Genomic DNA, 19,616 nt, shown 5'->3' on the forward strand with positions numbered 1-19,616 from the left:
CTATTGCCGTGGCGCGTACAGGTCAATATTCTGCGATGCGAAAGGCCAGGTGAAAATGACTGACATACCCCATAGCTGGACCCCGCAGGACGCGCTGGTTGCCGTGATGATTGCCGTTTCGGCGTCGGATTCCCAAATCCGCACGTCCGAGTTGGTTCGGATTGAAACGCTGGTCAATCACTTGCCGATTTTTTCTGAATACGATGCTGACCGGATCAAGGCGGTCGCCCAATCGGTGTTCGACCTGTTCAGCGAAGAAGACGGGCTGGACGCGCTGTTCGGGCTGATCCGCGAAGCCCTGCCCGAAAAGCTGTTCGAAACCGCCTATGCCGTTGCATGCGATGTGGCCGCAGCCGACGGCACCACGCGCGAGGAAGAGCTGCGCCTGCTGGAAGAAATCCGCTACGAACTGAAGCTCGACCGCCTGCATGCCGCCGCGATCGAGCGCGGCGCGCGGGCCCGGCACGCCACGCTCTGACCGCTCAGCCTGACCGCTCAACCCTCGTGCACGAGCGCCCATCGACGGATCAGCTGTTGCTGTAGCCGTCGCGCCCGGCTGGTCCAGGCCCGGGCGCCGTGCGGCACCTCGTCTCCGCGGGCATGGGCAGCGGCGCGGCGTTCAAGATCGCCCGACATGATGGAAAAGGCCAACCTGCGCCCCGCCGGTGTGGTCACGTACCCCGACAGCGCCGACACGAAATCAAGCGTACCGGTCTTGGCCACGATGACGCGGCGCGCGCCCGCGTCGCGATTGCCATCGGGGTCGAGCGGCGCAATCGGTTTCATCAGCCCCGGCAGGGTCGCTACCGCGCGCGGATGCATCAGGATGCGCAGCATTTCGGCACTGGAAATACGTGATTCTTCGCCCAGGCCCGAATGATCGACCAGCCCCGGCCCGCGTGTCCCAAGCGCATCGCGGGTCCAGTCCGACATGACGCGCGCCGAATTTGCCAGCGTGGCCGCATCCCCGCCCCGTGCCTTGGTGGCGGTCAGGCCCAGCACTTCGGCGGTCAGGTTTGTGGAATACTTGAGCATGTTGCGCGCGATGACATCCAGCGGTTCCGATTGCACGGCCGCCAGCTGTGTCGCGCCCTTTGGTGCTTGGGCCATGTCCGGACCGCGTTTGACCACGATCCCGTTGGCGCGCAGCAGGGTCTGGAACACCTCGGCCGTGTAATCCGCCGGGTTACGGACCGGCAGCCAACGCGCGCCCCCGTTACCCAAGGCCTCGCGCGCGACGGTCCAATGCTCGGCGCCGTTGTCCTCACGCCATGTAAACAGGGGGCGTCGGCGCGGCGCGATCGCCATCTTGGCCATATGCACGGGGGGGCGGTGCTTGATCGCGCGCGCCTGCATGGTGGTGGTGAACCCGTCCTTGTCGCGCCGCCATTCAAAATGCACGCGATTGTAGTTCAGGTTCAGCCCGGCAATCGCCGGGTTGTAGCCCGCATAGGGCTTTTGGCCCTGATCGATTTCATAGAGCATCGGCAAGGCACCGGCATGGATGCGCAGATGACCCGACACATGCGTCACCCCGCCTTCACGCAGGGCGATTGCCAGACTGGCCAGCCGGTCTGTGTCCAACGTTGGATCGCCCGAGCCGACCAGCACCAGATCGCCGCGCAGAGTGCCGCTCTGCACCGGGCCGCTGGCCAACACACGGGTCGTAAAGCGATGCGCCGTTCCAAGCGTTTCCAGCGCATAAAGCGCCGTGATCGCCTTGGCCGTGCTGGCCGGGGCCATACGGCGCAAAGGGCTGCCCGATTCCAGAACCGCGCCCGTCGCCGGATCGCCCACTGTTGCGCTGAACGCCCCGCCCAGATTGGCGCGCGCGACATAATCGGCAATGGAAGGAATGGCGCGCAGGCCCAAACCATCCGGGCGGGCAAGCGGAATGGCCGAGCGTGTGATCGGCCCGGCCCCGACCGTACCCGCGACCAGCGCCATGCCGCCGCCCAAAAGCCCCCGTCGTGTGATCGCCTTTGCCATGCCCAACCGTTAGTTTGTGCGCGCCATCAGGTCCAGTCGCCCTTGGCGCGAATTTGCGTCGATGACGAGTTGTTCATGGGAATGTTGATAAATGACCAACGCGGCGCCGGTCCCCAGGCCAAAGTGGGCGATGCCGGGCCGCGCAGGCGGGCGTGCCGGTATATGTCGGCGGCCTTGGCGTGGCGGGCCGTGGTGCGGTCTCCGGGCCGGGCCAGCACGCCGATCGGCACATTTTCCATGATCCAGCGCCAATTCTCCCACTGATCGAATTGGGTCAGGTTGTCCGCCCCCATCAGCCACACGAAGGTCACTCCGGGATATAGCCGCTGCAGGGCCTGCAGGGTTTCGGCCGTGTAGCGCGTGCCAATGCGGGACTCGATCCCGGTGACGACAATGCGCGGGTCGTCTACCAAACTGCGCGCATGGGCGATGCGTTGATCCAGTGGCGCCGGCCCGCGCGCCTTGAGCGGGTTGCCCGGCGACACCAGCCACCAGACCCGATCCAGACCGAACCGTTTGAGCGCCGCCTTGGTGATATGCACATGCCCGCTATGGGCCGGATCAAAGGATCCGCCCAACAGTCCGATCACCTGACCGGCACGGGCATATGGAAGCTGCGCGCGCATAGGCGGGATGGATGGCCGGTGCTTGCGCCGCTGTCAATGCACCTGTCAATGCACCGGATCGACCAGTGGGCGGATCGCCGACACCTGCGGTTTTTTCACCCCGCCTGATTTTGGCCCGCCCATATTCGGCCAGCCTGTCTTCATCCCAACTGTCTGCAACGTGTCATGCGTAGGGTTGCACCGTGTCGTCCAGCGGACGCATGGCGGTGTAATCCTCGTACCGCTCCCACATCAGGCGGTTCTCGGTCGGGATGTCGCGCATCGACACCATGCCGGTGGCCACGCCGCGCTCGGTCACGATCAGATGGCGAAACCCGCCGCGCTTCATTTCACCAAGTGCTTCGGCGGGCGCGGCGTGCCCCGGCATCGTGACGGGCGGGGTTGTCATGACATTCCGCACAAGCGTGTTTTCAGGGATCAGCCCTTTGACGACAACGCGGCGAATGACATCGCGCTCGGACAGAATGCCCACCAGGTGGCCATCATCGCAGACGGCCAGTGCCCCGACGTTTTGCGACGCCATCAATTCGCTGGCTTCGACAAGGGTTGCATCGGGATCAATGGAATACAGCGAACGCTTCGAGGAAATCTCGGACAAGGTGCGGATCGGCATAAATCTAATCCTTCGGTGATGAAAATGAACGTCTTTTAATACCCCTCAGACTAGCAGAAATTGCGCCAAGGTCAGAGTCTGGAATTCCGGAACATTCCGTTTCCCCGACCTTGCAGGTGCAGCAGCGCCCACTTGCCGCGGCGCAGCGGTGCCGCTACAACAGCGCCACTTCGGGCAGGAGGGGCCGGATGATAATTTGCAAGACCGAGACCGAAATGCGTCGCGTGGTCCATGGGTTCAAGCAACGCGGGACGGTCGGATTGGTCCCGACCATGGGCGCATTGCACGATGGCCACGTGGCACTGATCAGGGCCGCCTGCGATCATGTCGTGGTGTCCATCTTTGTGAACCCGACCCAGTTCGGCCAGGCTGCCGATCTGGACAATTACCCCCGCACCGAAGCCGAAGATTGCGCACTTCTGGAAGCGGAAGGCGTCGATGCGGTGTTCATGCCGGACGTCGACACCATGTACCCTGCCGGGGACGAAACCATCGTCGAAACCACCCGCCTGGCCAACATGTTGCACGGCAAGGTCCGGCCCGGACATTTCCGCGGCGTGACGACCGTGGTGCTGAAACTGTTCAATCTGGTTCAACCCGACCGCGCGTTTTTCGGTGAAAAAGACTATCAGCAACTGCAGGTCATCCGCCGCATGGTGCGCGATCTGCACGTGCCTGTCGCCATCACCGGGGTGCCTACCGTGCGCGAAGGCGACGGGCTTGCCATGTCGTCGCGCAACCGGCGCCTTTCGCCGGCCGACCGGGCCGCCGCGCCGGTCTTGAACCGTGCGCTGACCGCGGCCGCCAAAGACACAACCGTCGAGGCGATGGCCAATACGATCCGCGCGGTCATCGGGACCGAACCGCGCGCCCGTCTCAAAGGACTCGACATCGTCTGGGCGAGCAGTTTCACTGAAGCCAGCGGTCCGATCACCGAAACCGCAGGCATCATGATCTCGGCCGAATTCGGCCCGGACGACGACCCGATCCTGCTCATCGACCAGAGGGAGATTCACCCATGAGCACCCAGACCGAAACCATCCGCCGCCTGACCGTGCCGCAGATCGCCGCGCGAAAAGGGGGCGAGCCGATTGTGTCGCTGACCTCGTACCATGCGCACACGGCAACAATCGTCGACCGCCACGCGGATTTCATCCTTGTCGGCGACAGTCTGGGCATGGTGATGCACGGCATGGAAACCACCGTCGGCGTTCCGCTGGACCTGATGATCATGCACGGCAAGGCCGTTGTCCGCGGCACCAAGCGCGCGCTGATCGTCGTGGACATGCCCTTTGGCACCTACGAGGAAAGCCCCAACATGGCCTTCCGCAACGCCGCCACGATCATGAAGGAAACCCAGTGCCAGGCGGTCAAACTGGAAGGCGGCAAGCGCATGGCCGAAACCGTTCACTTCCTTGTCGAACGCGGCATTCCGGTGATGGCCCATATCGGCCTGACGCCCCAATCCAGCCACGTGATGGGCGGGTTCAAGACCCAAGGGCGCGACCAAGACACATGGCCGCTGCACATCGAAGATGCCAAGGCTGTCGCAGACGCGGGCGCCTTTGCGATCGTGGTCGAAGGTGTGGTCGAAGAGCTGGCCGACCAGATCACGGCAGCTGTGGATGTCCCCACCATCGGGATCGGCGCCTCCAAGAACTGCGACGGTCAGATCCTTGTGCTTGAGGACATGCTGGGCCTGAATCCCTGGGTGCCGAAGTTTGTCAAGAAATACGGCAATCTTGGCGAGGGGATCGAAGAAGCGGTCAAAGCCTATGCACAAGAGGTCAAATCCCGCACTTTTCCCGGCGAGGCCCAAGTCTACAAGAATAAATAGGGTTCGCTGCCACGCACCGGAGCAAAAGAAAAAAGTCGCGTAGAATTTTCACGACACTGCCAGGTGGCAGTAGGGGTTTGTGAAGAATTGGGGTGCGATAACCTTCCTATGCGGTGGGGGCCGCATCGGACCGAGAGAAGCCGGTCTGATATCACGTGGGGTGATATACATGACTTGGTCGAAAGTTATGCGCACGGTTGGGGCCGTGGCAATCGGGATCGCGTGTGCCACCGGCACACCGCCCGCAATGGGAGCGTCGCGCGCCGACAACATAAAGGTGGTGCGCAACGATTTTGGTGGAAGGATCCGCATTCGCGCGGCCGAGGTTGCTCGGCTGGCGGATGCGGGTATCCGCGTGGAAATCCGTGGTCGAAGCTGTTTGTCGTCTTGTACGATGTATCTGGGCTTGCCCGACACTTGCGTTGAGCCGAAAACCAGTTTCGGGTTTCACGCGCCATCCTTTTACGGTGCCAAGCTGAGCGCCCGGGATTTCAAATACTGGAGCAACGTGATCGCGTCACACTATCCCGAACCGATTCGAAGCTGGTACCTGAAGACCGCGCGCGACACCACGACCGGGTTTCACAGAATTTCGGGCGAAAATTTGATAAAAATGGGCTTCCAGCAATGTGACTGACGGCCGGACGGCCCGGCCGTTTGGTCGCGCCGCCGTTGTTGTCACAGTGGTTGCCTCAGTGTTTTACGCGGTGGTTTTCGCCGCAGCTCTCGCGGTGATTTTCGCATCGGTTCCGTTCCGGCTGTTACCACGCAACTTGCACGCGCCATGCGCGCGCAAAAGCGTTCACTGCATCGCAGGCACAACAAGATCCGGCGGGCGATGGCCGTCGGCGAAGGTCTTGATATTGACGATGACCCTTTCCCCCATCTCGGTCCGCCCTTCCACGGTCGACGATCCCATATGCGGCAGCAGCACAACATTGGGCAATTCGCGCAAGCGCGGGTTCACTTCGGTACCGTGTTCGAACACGTCCAGACCGACCCCGCCCAGCTCGCCGGCCCGCAACATCCGGGTCAGGGCGTTTTCGTCGATAACCTCGCCGCGCGAGGTGTTCACGATCACCGCATCGGGTTTCATCAGGCGCAATCGGCGCGCGTTGAGCAGATGGAACGTCGACGGGGTATGGGGACAGTTGATCGACAGCACATCAACCCGCGCCAGCATCTGATCCAGACTTTCCCAGTAGGTCGCTTCAAGCGGTTCTTCGATTTCGGGCCGCAGGCGTTTGCGATTGTGATAATGGACCTGCATCCCAAAGGCGCGCGCGCGTTGGGCCACTGCGCGCCCGATGCGCCCCATGCCCAGGATCCCCAGTCGCCGCCCACCGATGCGCCCGCCCAGCATTGCGGTCGGGCTCCAACCATCCCAATTGCCCGACTGCATCAGGAACAAACCCTCGGGGATGCGCCGTGTCACGGCCAGCATCAGCGCAATGGTCATATCGGCTGTGTCTTCGGTGACGACGCCGGGCGTGTTCGACACCAGCACCCCGCGTTGGCGCGCCGACGAAACGTCAAGATGATCGATCCCGGCACCGTAGTTCGCGATCAGCTTCAACCGCTCGCCCGCCTGGGCCAGCATGTTCGCGTCGATATTGTCGGTCACGCAGGGCACCAGAACGTCGGCCCGTGACATCGCCGCCACCAGTTCATCGCGCGACATCTTGGCGTCGCTTTCGCTCAACTCAACGTCGAACAGCTCCATCATCCGCGTCTCGACGACTTCGGGCAAGCGTCGCGTAACGACAACACTCAGCTTTTGTCCTGGCACTCTCGATCCCCCCGGTGCTTTTCTTTTCAATTCCATACTGGCAAACTGTGGCGAATGGGGGCAAGAGCAGAAAACACCTCGCCCTGCCGGAAATAGAACGCCACAACGGCGCATTTTGAGGCACATGCGGATGAGACAGGCGATTATCCCATTTTTTGCGGCCCTGATGCTGGCCGCACAGGCCGGTGCCGGTGAACGGGGCCAGGTCACCAACCTGCCATTGCCGCGGTTCGTATCGCTGAAGACCGACGAAGGCAACGTGCGGCGCGGACCGTCCCTAACCCATCGGATCGACTGGGTATTCACACGCGAAGACATGCCGATGGAAATCGTCGGCGAATACCGCCATTGGCGTCGAGTGCGTGATCGCGACGGGATCGGCGGATGGATGCACTATTCACTGATATCGGGCGCGCGCACGGCCATTGTGGAAACCGATATGGCGGCCCTGCGGGCCAAACCCGACCCCGATGCCACGGTCAATGCCCGTGTAGAAGCCGGCGTTATCGCGCGCATTGACGAATGCACGCCCGATTGGTGCAAACTGAATGCGGGCGGATACCGTGGCTGGGTACCCAAATCAGACATTTGGGGCACGCATCCGGGGGAAATTGTGGAATGATATGAACCGGCATTTCGAAGAAATCCGAACCAGCATGGGCGCGCGCCGGGTCAGCGCGGTCGGACGCACTTTGGTGATCCATGCAGAAGACGGGTGGGTGCAGCCGATCCGCGATGGAACCTTCGATTTTTTCACCAAGCTCGGGCCGAAGTTGGCGCAAGAGGGGCTGGCGACACGCATCGTGACCGCAGGTGGAACTGCGTCCAAGGTCTTGCTGGGACAGGATCATGTTCACTTGATGGTGGGCAGCACTCCGTCCTACGGCCCCGGGATTCTTCATGCCGTGCCGTCCTATATCTGGGGCTTTTGGTATCTGGACGAACTTGGCAGCAGGCATCATTCGTCGATCCGGTTTGCCGGGTTTGATCCCGACCACGTTGATCACGGGGCCGCAGAATATTTCTTCAACGGCGTTTCGGGGTATATGCTACGCGAAAACGTGTCGCCCATTGCGCAGCCCGACCGGCTGCATCACCCCCTGGCCCCGGCCGCAGCGACGATCCTGTGCCAAGAGATCGAACGTCAGCCAGAACGCGCGCACTATCTGACCACCGAAGAAATCATCCGGATCACGGCCGACGCCTGCCGCGAAGAAAAAGTGTACGTCAAACTGCATCCGAACCAGTCCAAACCGATGCGCAGGCATATCATGGCGATCTGCGCAGACTACCTCAATGTCGAGATTTCCGAAGCCAGTGTGCACGATCAGATCGCCGCAGCGCGCTGCGTGGTCACGCAAAATTCGGGCGCAGGCTTCGAAGCCCTTATGCATCGTAAAACGATCATTACCTGCGGAAAGACCGATTATTGGCATGCCACTTTGACACCGAAAAATGAAACTGATCTTCGCGATGCGTTGGAATTTGGCCCCGAGGTGATGAAGAATTTCGCCTTTGAGAAATACTTGTTCTGGTTCCTCGATCGAAAATGCCTCGAGCCGCAGCGCCAAGGGTTCGAAGCCAGGGCCTGGGGGCGTATCGCGGGCAAACTGATAATGTGACCGGGGACTCGTGACCGGGGCCTTGTGGCCGTGGGCGCGCACACGGTATTGACGCCCCATGGCCCCTGACAACAAACACCTGAACCTGTCAGCCGGGATCGCGTCGGTCAGCGTCGCGGTGATCCTTGTGCTGGCCAAGCTGTGGGCGCTTGCGGCGACCGGGGCCTTGTCCGTGGCCGCGTCGCTGGTGGATTCGGGTCTGGACCTGATGGTGTCGCTGGCGGGCCTGGCCGCGATTACCTACGCGGCGCGCCCGCCCGACGAAGATCACGCCTTCGGCCACAGTTCGGCCGAAGATCTGGCAGCGCTTGGGCAGGCGTTGTTCATCATCATTTCAGGCCTGGTGATCGGGGCTGCCGCGATCCGGCGCCTTGTGACGCCCGTTCCCCTGCCCGAGCGCGAGGGCGCAGGCATCGCAGTCATGGTTCTGTCCATCGTGCTGACCATCGGGCTGGTTTTGTGGCAGCGCCGTGTTGCGCGGATCACCGGCAACCGTGTGGTGCGTGCCGACAGCCTGCACTATCTGGGCGATCTGGTGCCAAACATCGGTGCCATTCTGGCGCTTGCTGCATCGGCCTATCTGGGACTCGGTCAGATCGACAGCGTCGTCGCGCTTGGCGCAGCGGCGATTTTGATTGTCGGGGCGGCGCGGATCGGCAAACAGGCGCTGGACGCGCTGATGGACCGGTCAGCACCCCCCGAAATGGTCGCCGGGATCGAACGGATCGCACGGAATTTTCCCGGCGTTCTCGGGTTTCACGATCTCAAGACACGCACTGCGGGAAGCCGGGTTTTTGTCAATCTTCACATAGAGTTGGACGGCACGCAAACCCTGGACGCCGCCCACGCCATCGGCGCGGGCCTGCGCCGTGCGATCATCGCCGCCTACCCCCAGGCCGATGTCCTGATCCACAAGGATCCCATTGGTGTCGACCCGCATCCGGACGATCCGACCAAGCGGTAAGCGCCCCGCCAGACCATTATGAAGCGTCCAGCAACCCACGGCCTTTCAATAGCGCCTCGGGGCCCGGCATTTGTCCGCGAAACGCCAGATAGAGCGCTTCGGCATCCTGACTGCCCCCTTTGGACAGTATCCAGGTTTCCAGCTTGCCGGCCATGTGCGGATCGAAAGCGCCGCCCGCCTCTTCAAAGGCGGCGAACGCGTCGGCGTCCATGACTTCTGACCACATGTAGCTGTAGTAACCGGACGAATACCCGTCGCCCGAAAACACATGCGCGAATTGGGGTGTCGCGTGGCGCATCGTGATGGCCGACGGCATGCCGATCCCATCGAGGATTTCGGCCTGCCGCGCCATGGGATCCGACGGCGCCTGTCCCAAATGAAATTCCAGATCAACCAGCGCCGAGGCCACGTATTCCACCGTCGCAAAGCCCTGACCGAACGTCTGTGCACCAATCAGTTTGTCCTGCAGCGATTTGGGCATGGGCTGGCCGGTGTCGGCGTGCGTGGCATATTCTGCCAGCACCTCGGGCACGTCCAGCCAATGTTCATAAAGCTGGCTGGGCAATTCGACGAAATCCCGCGCGACAGAGGTCCCTGACACCGATGGATAGGTCACATCCGACAGCAACTGGTGCAGGGCGTGGCCGAACTCGTGAAACAGGGTGCGCGCATCATCATAAGACAACAATGCCGGCTTCCCTTCGGCAGGTTTGGCAAAATTACATACGTTTACGACGATGGGCCGGATGTCGCCCGCCAGCTTCTGCTGAGACCGTATGGCCGAACACCACGCCCCTGATCGTTTCGATCCGCGCGCGAAATAATCCCCGATGAACACCCCGACATGCGCGCCGTTCCGGGTCACGTTCCACGTCCGGCAATCTTGATGGTAACAGGGCAGGTCCACAGGCTCAAACCGCAGGCCGAACAAACGTGTGGCCGTATCGAAGGCGGCCCGGATCATGTTGTCCAATTGGAAATAGGGTTTCAGCTCGGACTCGTCCAAGTCATGCTCGGCCTTGCGCAGCTTTTCGGCGTAGTAGCGCCAATCCCACGGTTCCAGATCGCCGTTGATACCGTCGGCGTGCATCATCGCTGTCAGCTTTTCCGCATCACGTAGCGCCGCGCGGCGTGCAGGCGCCCACACACGCATGAGCAATTCACGCACGGCGTCGGGCGTCTTGGCCATTTCAGTTTCCAGCTTGTAGCTGGCGAAATCCTTATATCCCAGCAACTTGGCCCGCTCTTGGCGCAGCGCCAGAATTTCCGCAACGATATCGCGATTGTCGGTCTTGCCGCCGTTCGCGCCCCGGGCCGCCCACGCCGCAAAGGCTTTCTGGCGCAAATCGCGGCGGGGCGAAAATTGCAGGAACGGCACGATCAACGACCGCGACAAGGTCACGACGGGCCCGTCCGCGCCCTTGTCCTGACCCGCGGCCTGCGCGGCGGCGACGACGAAATCGGGCAAACCGGCCAAGTCGTCTTGCGACAGAGGCATCGACCAATCGCGTTCATCGGCCAGCAGGTTTTGCGTAAACTCGGTGCCCAGGGTCGCGAGACGCGATTTGATCTGGGCGTGGCGTTTGGCGTCTTCGCCACTCAACAAACTGCCTGCGCGCACAAACCCGCGCCGGGTCAACATCAGGACGCGGGCTTGTTCGTCCGTCAAGTCCAACGCATCGCGGCCCTGCCACAGGGCCTCGATCCGGGCAAAGAGGTCTTTGTTTCCAGCCACTTGCGACCCGTATTCGGCCAGGCGCGGCGAAAAGGCACGCATGAGTTCATCGCGCCGGTCGTTCGTGTCTGCCCCGGCGGCGGCATAAAATACCGACAAGACCTTTTCCAGCGGCTCATCCGCCTGTTCCAGCGCATCGATCGTGTTGGCAAAGCTGGGGGCGTCGGGATTGTTTGCGATGGCCGCAATATTCGCGCGGGCCTTGTCCAGCGCTTCGTCAAAGGCCGGGGCAAAATCGTCGTCGGTGACTTTGTCGAAGGGTGGGAACTGAAACGGGCCGGTCCAGTCGGCCAGCAGCGGGTTGGTCATGTGCGTCTCCTTTGACGCTCAACCTAGGGGCTCGACCTTGCCTGTGCCACCCCCGCAATCGGGACAATCAGCGCGTTTTTTCAACGTAATCACGCGCGTGTCGCCATAAAGGCCGTCATAGATCAGCATCCGCCCGCGCAGCGTCGTGCCAGCCCCGGTGATCACTTTGACCGTTTCAAGCGCCATCATCGATCCGATCACCCCGGGCAACGGCGAAATCACTCCGGCCTCGGCGCAGCTGGGCGCCAGACCATCGGCAGGCGCTTTGGGAAAGACGCAGCGGTAACAGGGGCCCCCGGCGGCGGGATCGAATACGCTGACCTGCCCCTCCCATTGCGCCAAAGCGCCGGAAATCAGGGGCTTGCGCGCGCGCACGGCGGCGCTGTTGGCCGCAAAGCGCGTGTCGAAATTGTCGGTGCCATCCAGCACCAGATCATAGTCTTGCAGCAACTCATCCGCGATGTCGGCGCAAAACCGGCGTTGGTAGGTCTTGATGGCGATATCCGGGTTCAATGCCTGCATGGCCTGCGCCGCCGAAGCGACCTTGGGCTGGCCGATCATGTCCGTGCGATGAATGACCTGTCGTTGCAGGTTGGAATTTTCCACCAGATCATCGTCAATGATGCCAAGGGTTCCGACGCCACTGGCCGCAAGGTATTGCAACACGGGCGCGCCAAGGCCGCCGGCCCCGATAATCAGGACGCGCGCGTCTTTCAGGCGCTTTTGACCCGCCCCGCCCACTTCGCGCAGGACGATGTGGCGCGCGTATCTTTCCAGCTCTTGGCGGTTGAACGGGCCGGCCAAGTCAGGCGCGGGTTGCGGATCGCGTGTTCGTTTGCGCACCCATGCCAGCCCCCGCAAATAGCCCAACGCCAGCAAGGCTGCGCCGCCCAGCACCAGCCATTCCCCCGCCGATCCGTTCAGGATGCGTGCGCTTTCGGGCATCAAGGCCAGGTTGATCAAGATCGCCACGTAGATCAAAGCCAACAGGCCGATGCGCAGGCGGCGGGACAGCCCGATTGCGTTTCCCCCCCACCAGATCGCGGCGGCAAGGATGACGATCAGAATCATGTTCCGGTCGATCCGAAACCGCCCGCCCCGCGCCCGGTGTCCGACAGGCTCTGACCGGTTTGGAACGCCGCGCGCACGACCGGGGCGATGACCACCTGCGCGATCCGCATGCCGTGCTCAACCACAAAGGGATCGTGACCATGGTTGATCAGGATCACCCCCAAAGGCCCGCGATAATCCGCATCGATCGTGCCGATACCGTTGGCCAACGCGACGCCATGTTTCGCCGCCAGACCAGAGCGCGCCCGGATCTGCATTTCAAACCCTTCGGGAATTTCAACGCGCAGCCCGGTCGGCACAATGGCCCGCGCCCCCGGCGCCAGCACCAGCCCGGCGGGGCGATCATCGATGGCCAGGTTGGCCCGCAGATCTGCGCCGGCAGCGCCCGATGTCTCATAGGATGGCAGCGGGATGTCCGTGTCGGCCCCGTCCAGGTATGCGCATCGGATCACGGTCATTTCAGCGCCTCGGCGATACGGGCTGCCAGCTTGCGGGCAACCTCGGGCTTGGACATCTTGGGCCAATCTTCTGCGCCATCGTCGGTGATCAGGGTGACCGTGTTGTCGGCGCCCCCCATGATCCCGGTAGCGGGCGACACATCGTTGGCGACGATCCAGTCGCACCCCTTGCGTTCGCGCTTGGCAGTGGCGTGGGCGATCACATCGTCGGTTTCAGCCGCAAAACCCACCACCAGTTGCGGGCGGGTCTTGCCTTGGGCCACCGTGGCAAGGATGTCGGGGTTTTCCTCGAATTGCAGCGATGGCAACGCGCCGTTCTTTTTCTTGATCTTGCTGGCGCTCTGCGATGCCACGCGCCAATCGGCAACAGCCGCGGCGAACACGGCGGCATCGGCGGGCAAGGCTGAATTGACCGCATCCAGCATCTGTTTGGCGGTTTCTACGGGCACGACCTGCACACCCTGGGGCGGGGCGATGTCGGCCGGGCCGGTGACGAACGTGACCTGCGCGCCCAGCGCGGCAAGCGCCGCCGCGACCGCCGTGCCCTGCGCGCCGGATGAGCGGTTGGCAATGTAGCGCACCGGGTCAATCGGTTCATGCGTGGGCCCCGAGGTGACGAGAATATGCTTGCCTTTGAGCGGTCCGTCCGACAGCCGGGCCACGATCGCGGCAACCAGATCGGGCACGTCCGACAGGCGCCCGGGCCCGAATTCGCCGCAAGCCATGGTGCCATCATCCGGGCCGACGACGGTGATCGCGTCGTCGATCAACGTGGCAAGGTTGCGCTGCGTAGCCGGGTGCTGCCACATCCGCACGTTCATCGCCGGGGCGATCAGGACCGGGGTGTCCGTTGCCAGAAGCAGGGTCGAAGCCAGATCATCGGCATGACCATTCGCCATCTTGGCCATCAGGTCGGCGGTGGCCGGCGCGACCACGATCAGGTCGGCCGAGCGGGACAGTTCGATATGGCCCATTTCCGCTTCGTCGGTCAGATCGAAAAGGTCGCGGTACACCTTGTTCGCCGCCAGCGCGCTGGCGGACAAGGGCGTGACAAACTGCTCGGCCGCGCGTGTCAGAACGGGCGTAACGCTAGCGCCCTGTTCACGCAGCCGTCGGATCAGGTCGAGCGCTTTGAACGCGGCGATCCCGCCCCCGATAATCAATAGAATTCGCTTGTTTGCCAGCATCTTGCCTGCTCCTGCGCGGTCAACGCGCTGACAATAGGCGCGCATGCGCCACAGGGCAAGCGGATGCGCGGGATCTGCCCCGCGTGCACGCTGGGATCGCTGGACAAGTTGCGAGCAGAAAAAGGGCTATTCGATAAGGACTTTCAGACCTTCGCCCTGCGTTTCCAGCGTTTTGCGCATCTTGGTCAGGGCCGCGACCTCAAGCTGGCGGACCCGCTCCTTGGACAGGTTCAGTTCTTCGCCCAGACTTTCCAGGGTGCGCGGTTCATCCGCCAGTTTGCGGGCGCGGACAATCAGACGCTCGCGCTCGGGCAAGGCCCCGATCGCATCGGCAAGCCATTGGCGCAGGGTGCGCAGATCCTGATCGCGGGCGACGTCGTCAGCGCCAGGCGCGTCATCGTCCATGATCGTGTCGATCCATTCCCGACCATCCTCGTCGGCCTTCTGCGTTGCGTTCAGCGAAAAGTCCGAGCCGGCCAGCCGGCCGTCCATCATTTCCACGTCTCGCATCGGCACGCCCACTTCCATGGAAATCAACTGGTGCAACTGGTGCCGGTCCAACGTTTCACCGCGGCCCATCGCCTCGCGTTCAAGACGGGCCTGAACGCGGCGCATGTTGAAAAACAGGGATTTCTGGCTGCTGGTCGATCCGGTGCGCACCATTGACCAGTTCCGCATCACGTGATCCTGGATCGATGCCTTGATCCACCAGATCGCGTAGGTCGAAAACCGCACACCGCGTTCCGGGTCGAACTTGTCGGCCGCTTTCATCAGCCCTAGTCCGGCCTCCTGGATCAGATCGTTCATGGGCGCGCCATAGCGTTTGAACTTGGCCGCCATGGAAATGGCCAGACGCATATACGCGGTCACAAGGCGATGTAGCGCAGCCTCGTCGCGGTGGTCACGCCAGGCGATGGCCAGTTGCTTTTCGGTTTCCGCATCGAGCAGTTCTGCCTTCATCGCCTTGCGGGTAAACGATTTGTCGAGTGGTGCGTCGAGAGCCATTTTATTTTTCCCTGTCTGCCGGCCCATCTCGGGACCTTGTGAGACCTATTACGCAAAGTTAACGCATCTGGATGACATTCGGTTTCACGAAATCTTGGGAATTCGTGACAAAACGCACTACGGCGGCACGGCCTGCCCGAGGTAAATCCATATATTATTACATATAATCCGTCACTTATATATGACAGTAACCACAGATGAAACGCGCTGTTTGCCGCGACGCACACTGGTTGCGCAGGATCGCACAGCTGATGGAACGTCACAAAGGCAGCGCGCCGCGTGATTTAGCCCCGGTTTGAGGTGTTGCATCTCGCCTGCCCCGCACAGGCGTGCCTACGACAGGACGGGCGCCATGGTATCACCTGCCGTTTGCAGACGCGCCTTGGGCGCATCGCCGCGCTTTTCGCATTGCCCATGGCCCGCCAGATGGTGCGGCGAACCGGACCCTACCCTGCCCTACGTGGAGGCGCATCGGGTCGGTCCTGCGGCGTTGGCTGACGGGCGGCCGGCCACATCCAGTATCCCGGCGCCCGACGCGGTTGATATCCTCCCCAGCCCCCGGCCCGGGCCGCTTTGGCCCTGACGGGTTAACCCTTTGCTAACGGTGCCGGCGTTAACCATGTTCCGTTCAGAAGGAGCCGGACATGGTGGTGCGCACGTATTCAGTTGCCTTCGAAGGGGTCGAGGCCAAACGCATCGAAGTTCAATGCGCGGTGTCGCCCGGCCTGCCGTCGTTTTCCGTGGTTGGCCTGCCCGACAAGGCCGTGTCAGAAGCGCGCGAACGCATCCGCGCCGCCTTGGGCGCAATGGCCATCGCGCTGCCGTCGAAAAAGGTCACGGTGAACCTTTCCCCAGCGGATATGCCCAAGGAAGGGTCGCACTTTGATCTGCCGATTGCGCTGGCGGTCATGGGGGCCATTGGTGTGATCCCCGCTGACCAGCTTGAAAACGTGGTCGCACTGGGTGAACTGTCGTTGGACGGATCGCTGGTCGCGGTCAATGGCGCGCTGCCGGCCGCAATGACTGCGGCCGAAGATGACGCGATCCTGCTGTGTCCCAAACCCTGCGCCGGCGAAGCGGCATGGGTCGGCGCGGCGAACGTGATCGCGCCGCAATCGCTGCACGGCGCGATGCAGCACCTGACGGGCCAGTCGGTCCTGCCATCGGCCGAACCGGGTCAGCCGCCAGAGGTCGACCTTCGCGGCGACATGCGCGACGTAAAGGGGCAAGAGCGCGCCAAACGGGCGCTGGAAATCGCGGCGGCGGGGCGCCACCACCTGTTCATGATCGGCGCGCCGGGTTCGGGCAAATCGATGCTAGCCGCGCGCCTGCCGGGGATTTTGCCGCCGCTGTCACCGATCGAGGCGCTGGAAACTTCGATGGTCCACTCGGTCGCGGGGCTGCTGGGCGACGGCGGGCTGACCCGCACGCGTCCGTTTCGCGAACCCCATCACACCGCGTCCATGGCGGCCATCGTCGGGGGCGGGCGCGGTGCCAAGCCGGGCGAAGTGTCGCTGGCCCACAATGGTGTGCTGTTCATGGATGAATTCCCCGAATTCCCGCGCGGCGTTCTGGAAACACTGCGCCAACCGATTGAAACCGGCGAAATCACGGTGGCCCGCGCCAATGCCCATATCCGCTATCCCAGCCGCTTCATGCTGGTGGCCGCCGCAAATCCATGCCGTTGCGGGCACCTGTTCGATGCCGCCCGGGCCTGCTCGAAAGCGCCGCTGTGCGGCGAAGATTACATGGGCAAGATATCGGGGCCGCTGATGGACCGGTTCGATCTGCGCCTCGAAGTGCCCCCCGTCGGGTTTCAAGACCTCGACCTGCCGGCCAGCGGGGAAACGTCTGCCCAGATCGCGGCCCGCGTGACTGCGGCGCAGGCCGTGCAAAGCGCGCGCTATGATGGGATGGCGGGGGTGCGCACCAACGCTGATGCGCAGGGCCCCCTGCTGGACGAAATCGCAACCCCCTGTGCAGACGGTACGGCCCTGCTGGCACGCGCCGCCGACCGGTTCGCCCTGTCGGCCCGCGGCTATCATCGGGTATTGCGCGTGGCGCGCACCATCGCCGATCTGGATGGCGCACAGGATGTGCGCCTGCCCCATCTGGCTGAAGCGCTCAGCTTTCGGATGATCGGCGCGCCAGACGCCTAGAGCTTGGCCTCGATCGCTTCCCACAGCAGTTGGGCGACGTTGGTGCCGTCAAAACGTTCCAATTCCTGAATCCCCGTGGGCGAGGTCACGTTGATTTCCGTCAGATAGTCGCCGATCACGTCGATACCCACGAAGATCTGGCCTTTTTCGCGCAGCACCGGGCCGATGGCGGCGCAAATCTCGCGGTCGCGATCGGACAGCGCGATCTTTTCGGGCCGCCCGCCTACATGCATGTTCGAACGGGTCTCACCCGCCTGCGGGACGCGATTGATCGCGCCCACCGGTTCGCCGTCGACCAGGATCACGCGCTTGTCGCCATTGGACACATCGGGCAGGAATTTTTGCGCGATCAGCGGCTCGTTGTTGATGCCGGTGAACAGCTCGTGCAGCGAGCTGAGGTTGCGGTCGTTCGGGTCCAGACGGAACACCCCCGCACCGCCATTTCCGTAGAGCGGTTTGAGGATGATATCGCCGTGCTTGTGCTTGAATTCCTTCAGAGTCTGCAGATCGCGCGCAATGGTGGTCGGGGGCGTCAGGTCAGGAAAACGCAAGACCAGCAGCTTTTCGGGGCTGTTGCGCACCCAAAACGGATCGTTGACCACCAGCGTCTTGCCGCCGATCATTTCCAGCAGGTGCGTGGTGGTGATGTAGCCCATGTCAAAGGGCGGATCCTGGCGCAGCCAGACCACGTCCATGTCGGCCAGATCGACGACCTGTTCTTCGCCCAGGGTATAGTGGTTGCCGACTTCGCGCCGCAGCTCCAGTGGCCAGCCACGCGCGGTCACGCGGCCATCTTCAAAGGCCAACTTGTCGGGCGTGTAGTAGAACAGCGAATGGCCACGCGCCTGCGCTTCGATGGCAATGCGAAAGGTGCTGTCGGCGTTGATGTCGATGGCTTCGACGGGGTCCATCTGGATGGCGACGTTCAGGGCCACGTGGGCGTCTCCTTGGCTTGTTTGCCCGGAAGATGGGGCAGCGCGTGGGTATAATCAATCACATGAACGCGTTTTCCAGAATTTCGATCGCGCCGCTGGCATCCACCAGCGCGACATCGAAGCGCATATCGGTCAGCTGGCCGGCCGGCTCGTTCGCCACGAAGGCGGATGCAGATGTCTGGATGCGCGCGGCTTGGCGGGCACTGACGCGCGCCGCCGCTTGCGCATGGGTCTTGCTGGCTTTGACTTCGACAAAGATGACGCTGTCGCGCCCGCGCACGATCAGATCGATTTCACCGCCCGGACCCCGATAGCGCCGCTGCGCAAGGCTGTAGCCGCGCCGCAGGTAATCCTGTTCCACGATGGCTTCTGCGGACAGGCCCGCGTGATAGCCCAACCGTCCGCGCGCGGCGCGGCTCATTGATCGTCCTTGGCCATGGCCAGCGCGGCCTGGTAGACCTTGCGCCGTGGCAGGCCCAGCGCCTCGGACACGGCGGTGGCCGAATCCTTGACCGACATTGTCTGCATCGCGGTTTCCAACGCGCTCTCCATATCCTCGCCGGTGGCTTGGCGCCGGTCGCGATCGACCAGCAACACAACCTCGCCCTTCAGGGACCGCCCGGCGCACCAATCAGCCAGCTCGGCCAGGGTGCCCCGTTTGACCTCTTCGAATTTCTTGGTCAGTTCGCGGCAGACGGCGCCCTGCCGATCATTCCCCCATGCCTCGCACATCTCGTTTAAGGTCCGGTGAACGCGTTTCGGGGATTCATAGATCACCAGCGTCGCAGGCACCGCGCCCAGTTCGCCCAGCGCCTGCCCCCGTGCGCCTTTGGCCGGCGGAAGAAAGCCGGCAAACAGGAACCGGTCCGTCGGCAGGCCCGCAATCGATAGCGCGGTGATGACCGCCGAGGGCCCGGGCGCGGACGTGACCGGCAGACCCTGTTCGAGCGCGTCGCGGGCTAGGGTAAAGCCGGGATCGGCGATGGCAGGGGTTCCAGCTTCGGATGCGTAGGCCAGCGATTTGCCATCCTGCATCAGGCGGATCAGGCGGGGGCGGACGTCGGCGCCGTTGTGATCGTGGTAGGCAATCATCGGGCGATCAGCCAAGGGCACACCGTGGATTTCCATCAGGTGGCGCAGGGTGCGCGTGTCTTCGGCGGCCAGAACGTCGGCAGATGCCAGAACATCCAGTGCCCGAAGCGTGATATCGCGCGCCGACCCGATCGGCGTGGCCACGAACGTCAGGCCAGCGCAAAGCGGCACCTTCTGCCAATTCATCGGCCAAGTTCCCCTTGGTGGCGTTTACCTTTAACGCGC

General features: G+C 62.8%; 20 protein-coding genes. 8 read left to right on the forward strand and 12 right to left on the reverse strand.

The window, feature by feature from the left end; translation table 11 throughout:
- The first annotated feature begins 55 nt into the window (after positions 1-55).
- On the forward strand, positions 56-478 hold the full coding sequence (locus tag ACP2AV_RS05380) for a tellurite resistance TerB family protein (protein ID WP_426371657.1): 423 nt from the start codon (positions 56-58) through the stop codon (positions 476-478).
- Between the two features lie 17 nt (positions 479-495).
- On the opposite strand, the gene dacB is transcribed toward ACP2AV_RS05380, so the two are convergent.
- The 3 genes from dacB to ACP2AV_RS05395 form a co-directional block, all read right to left on the reverse strand.
- The gene (gene dacB, locus ACP2AV_RS05385) at positions 496-1,989 is read right to left on the reverse strand and encodes a D-alanyl-D-alanine carboxypeptidase/D-alanyl-D-alanine endopeptidase (RefSeq protein WP_426371658.1); all 1,494 of its coding nucleotides are present in this window, start codon (positions 1,987-1,989) and stop codon (positions 496-498) included.
- 26 nt (positions 1,990-2,015) lie between these two features.
- Entirely contained in the window at positions 2,016-2,615 is a 600-nt protein-coding gene (locus ACP2AV_RS05390; protein ID WP_426371659.1) for a nicotinate-nucleotide adenylyltransferase, read from the reverse strand.
- Between the two features lie 163 nt (positions 2,616-2,778).
- A complete protein-coding gene (locus ACP2AV_RS05395; RefSeq protein ID WP_426371660.1) occupies positions 2,779-3,228 on the reverse strand; it encodes a CBS domain-containing protein in 450 nt (149 codons plus the stop codon).
- A 188-nt stretch (positions 3,229-3,416) separates the two neighbouring features.
- On the opposite strand from ACP2AV_RS05395, the gene panC reads away from it, so the two are divergent.
- The 3 genes from panC to ACP2AV_RS05410 all read left to right on the forward strand — a co-directional run bounded on the left by panC (position 3,417) and on the right by ACP2AV_RS05410 (position 5,702).
- Entirely contained in the window at positions 3,417-4,250 is an 834-nt protein-coding gene (gene panC, locus ACP2AV_RS05400) for a pantoate--beta-alanine ligase (protein WP_426371661.1), read from the forward strand.
- Positions 4,247-5,065 carry a 3-methyl-2-oxobutanoate hydroxymethyltransferase gene (panB, locus tag ACP2AV_RS05405; protein WP_426371662.1) on the forward strand — a complete coding sequence of 273 codons (819 nt, stop codon included), beginning with the start codon at positions 4,247-4,249 and terminating at the stop codon, positions 5,063-5,065. The genes panC and panB overlap by 4 nt, the downstream gene beginning before the upstream one ends.
- A gap of 169 nt (positions 5,066-5,234) precedes the next feature.
- Positions 5,235-5,702, forward strand: coding sequence for a hypothetical protein (locus ACP2AV_RS05410; RefSeq protein ID WP_426371663.1), 468 nt, complete (start codon positions 5,235-5,237; stop codon positions 5,700-5,702).
- A gap of 165 nt (positions 5,703-5,867) precedes the next feature.
- Here the strand turns inward: ACP2AV_RS05410 and ACP2AV_RS05415 are convergent, their stop codons facing one another.
- Complete coding sequence (locus tag ACP2AV_RS05415; protein ID WP_426371664.1) at positions 5,868-6,854, reverse strand: 2-hydroxyacid dehydrogenase; 987 nt, start codon at positions 6,852-6,854, stop codon at positions 5,868-5,870.
- A 130-nt stretch (positions 6,855-6,984) separates the two neighbouring features.
- On the opposite strand from ACP2AV_RS05415, the gene ACP2AV_RS05420 reads away from it, so the two are divergent.
- The 3 genes from ACP2AV_RS05420 to ACP2AV_RS05430 are packed head-to-tail and all read left to right on the forward strand — an operon-like array spanning position 6,985 to position 9,440.
- On the forward strand, positions 6,985-7,476 hold the full coding sequence (locus ACP2AV_RS05420; protein ID WP_426371665.1) for an SH3 domain-containing protein: 492 nt from the start codon (positions 6,985-6,987) through the stop codon (positions 7,474-7,476).
- 1 nt (position 7,477) lies between these two features.
- Positions 7,478-8,476 (forward strand): hypothetical protein, encoded by a 999-nt coding sequence (locus ACP2AV_RS05425; RefSeq protein ID WP_426371666.1) that lies wholly within the window; start codon positions 7,478-7,480, stop codon positions 8,474-8,476.
- Positions 8,477-8,534: 58 nt separating this feature from the next.
- Entirely contained in the window at positions 8,535-9,440 is a 906-nt protein-coding gene (locus tag ACP2AV_RS05430) for a cation diffusion facilitator family transporter (RefSeq protein WP_426371667.1), read from the forward strand.
- A 16-nt stretch (positions 9,441-9,456) separates the two neighbouring features.
- On the opposite strand, the gene ACP2AV_RS05435 is transcribed toward ACP2AV_RS05430, so the two are convergent.
- The 5 genes from ACP2AV_RS05435 to ACP2AV_RS05455 all read right to left on the reverse strand — a co-directional run bounded on the left by ACP2AV_RS05435 (position 9,457) and on the right by ACP2AV_RS05455 (position 15,205).
- A complete protein-coding gene (locus ACP2AV_RS05435; protein ID WP_426371668.1) occupies positions 9,457-11,484 on the reverse strand; it encodes a M3 family metallopeptidase in 2,028 nt (675 codons plus the stop codon).
- An 18-nt stretch (positions 11,485-11,502) separates the two neighbouring features.
- Complete coding sequence (locus ACP2AV_RS05440; RefSeq protein WP_426371669.1) at positions 11,503-12,555, reverse strand: HesA/MoeB/ThiF family protein; 1,053 nt, start codon at positions 12,553-12,555, stop codon at positions 11,503-11,505.
- A complete protein-coding gene (dut, locus tag ACP2AV_RS05445; RefSeq protein WP_426371670.1) occupies positions 12,552-13,013 on the reverse strand; it encodes a dUTP diphosphatase in 462 nt (153 codons plus the stop codon). Before dut ends, ACP2AV_RS05440 begins: the two co-directional genes overlap by 4 nt.
- Positions 13,010-14,200, reverse strand: a complete 1,191-nt coding sequence (gene coaBC / locus ACP2AV_RS05450; protein ID WP_426371671.1) for a bifunctional phosphopantothenoylcysteine decarboxylase/phosphopantothenate--cysteine ligase CoaBC — start codon at positions 14,198-14,200, stop codon at positions 13,010-13,012. The genes dut and coaBC overlap by 4 nt, the downstream gene beginning before the upstream one ends.
- Positions 14,201-14,326: 126 nt before the next feature.
- Entirely contained in the window at positions 14,327-15,205 is an 879-nt protein-coding gene (locus ACP2AV_RS05455) for an RNA polymerase factor sigma-32 (RefSeq protein WP_426371672.1), read from the reverse strand.
- A gap of 644 nt (positions 15,206-15,849) precedes the next feature.
- Here ACP2AV_RS05455 and ACP2AV_RS05460 point away from each other — a divergent pair.
- Positions 15,850-17,364, forward strand: a complete 1,515-nt coding sequence (locus tag ACP2AV_RS05460) for a YifB family Mg chelatase-like AAA ATPase (RefSeq protein WP_426371673.1) — start codon at positions 15,850-15,852, stop codon at positions 17,362-17,364.
- Here ACP2AV_RS05460 and gshB read toward each other — a convergent pair.
- The 3 genes from gshB to rsmI are packed head-to-tail and all read right to left on the reverse strand — an operon-like array spanning position 17,361 to position 19,577.
- Positions 17,361-18,299, reverse strand: a complete 939-nt coding sequence (gene gshB / locus ACP2AV_RS05465; RefSeq protein WP_426371674.1) for a glutathione synthase — start codon at positions 18,297-18,299, stop codon at positions 17,361-17,363. The two genes, ACP2AV_RS05460 and gshB, sit on opposite strands and share 4 nt — an antisense overlap.
- Before the next feature lie 58 nt (positions 18,300-18,357).
- Positions 18,358-18,720, reverse strand: coding sequence for a YraN family protein (locus ACP2AV_RS05470; RefSeq protein WP_426371675.1), 363 nt, complete (start codon positions 18,718-18,720; stop codon positions 18,358-18,360).
- Positions 18,717-19,577: a 16S rRNA (cytidine(1402)-2'-O)-methyltransferase gene (gene rsmI / locus ACP2AV_RS05475; RefSeq protein ID WP_426371676.1), complete on the reverse strand. Its 861-nt coding sequence runs from the start codon at positions 19,575-19,577 to the stop codon at positions 18,717-18,719. The genes ACP2AV_RS05470 and rsmI overlap by 4 nt, the downstream gene beginning before the upstream one ends.
- Between the last annotated feature and the right edge of the window lie 39 nt (positions 19,578-19,616).

Origin of the sequence: Aliiroseovarius sp. PTFE2010, assembly GCF_049943335.1 — a bacterium.
In the GTDB taxonomy this organism is placed as follows: domain Bacteria; phylum Pseudomonadota; class Alphaproteobacteria; order Rhodobacterales; family Rhodobacteraceae; genus JBNFVY01.

Bases quoted from the DNA above. Each gene is read 5' to 3' on its own strand.
- coaBC (WP_426371671.1), bottom strand. From the start codon at position 14,200: ATGCTGGCAAACAAGCGAATTCTATTGATTATCGGGGGCGGGATCGCC.
- panC (WP_426371661.1), top strand. From the start codon at position 3,417: ATGATAATTTGCAAGACCGAGACCGAAATGCGTCGCGTGGTCCATGGG.
- ACP2AV_RS05410 (WP_426371663.1), top strand. From the start codon at position 5,235: ATGACTTGGTCGAAAGTTATGCGCACGGTTGGGGCCGTGGCAATCGGG.
- ACP2AV_RS05425 (WP_426371666.1), top strand. From the start codon at position 7,478: ATGAACCGGCATTTCGAAGAAATCCGAACCAGCATGGGCGCGCGCCGG.
- ACP2AV_RS05390 (WP_426371659.1), bottom strand. From the start codon at position 2,615: ATGCGCGCGCAGCTTCCATATGCCCGTGCCGGTCAGGTGATCGGACTG.
- ACP2AV_RS05440 (WP_426371669.1), bottom strand. From the start codon at position 12,555: ATGATTCTGATCGTCATCCTTGCCGCCGCGATCTGGTGGGGGGGAAAC.
- ACP2AV_RS05395 (WP_426371660.1), bottom strand. From the start codon at position 3,228: ATGCCGATCCGCACCTTGTCCGAGATTTCCTCGAAGCGTTCGCTGTAT.
- ACP2AV_RS05430 (WP_426371667.1), top strand. From the start codon at position 8,535: ATGGCCCCTGACAACAAACACCTGAACCTGTCAGCCGGGATCGCGTCG.
- ACP2AV_RS05435 (WP_426371668.1), bottom strand. From the start codon at position 11,484: ATGACCAACCCGCTGCTGGCCGACTGGACCGGCCCGTTTCAGTTCCCA.
- ACP2AV_RS05380 (WP_426371657.1), top strand. From the start codon at position 56: ATGACTGACATACCCCATAGCTGGACCCCGCAGGACGCGCTGGTTGCC.
- ACP2AV_RS05420 (WP_426371665.1), top strand. From the start codon at position 6,985: ATGAGACAGGCGATTATCCCATTTTTTGCGGCCCTGATGCTGGCCGCA.
- ACP2AV_RS05460 (WP_426371673.1), top strand. From the start codon at position 15,850: ATGGTGGTGCGCACGTATTCAGTTGCCTTCGAAGGGGTCGAGGCCAAA.
- rsmI (WP_426371676.1), bottom strand. From the start codon at position 19,577: ATGAATTGGCAGAAGGTGCCGCTTTGCGCTGGCCTGACGTTCGTGGCC.
- panB (WP_426371662.1), top strand. From the start codon at position 4,247: ATGAGCACCCAGACCGAAACCATCCGCCGCCTGACCGTGCCGCAGATC.
- ACP2AV_RS05470 (WP_426371675.1), bottom strand. From the start codon at position 18,720: ATGAGCCGCGCCGCGCGCGGACGGTTGGGCTATCACGCGGGCCTGTCC.
- dacB (WP_426371658.1), bottom strand. From the start codon at position 1,989: ATGGCAAAGGCGATCACACGACGGGGGCTTTTGGGCGGCGGCATGGCG.
- dut (WP_426371670.1), bottom strand. From the start codon at position 13,013: ATGACCGTGATCCGATGCGCATACCTGGACGGGGCCGACACGGACATC.
- ACP2AV_RS05455 (WP_426371672.1), bottom strand. From the start codon at position 15,205: ATGGCTCTCGACGCACCACTCGACAAATCGTTTACCCGCAAGGCGATG.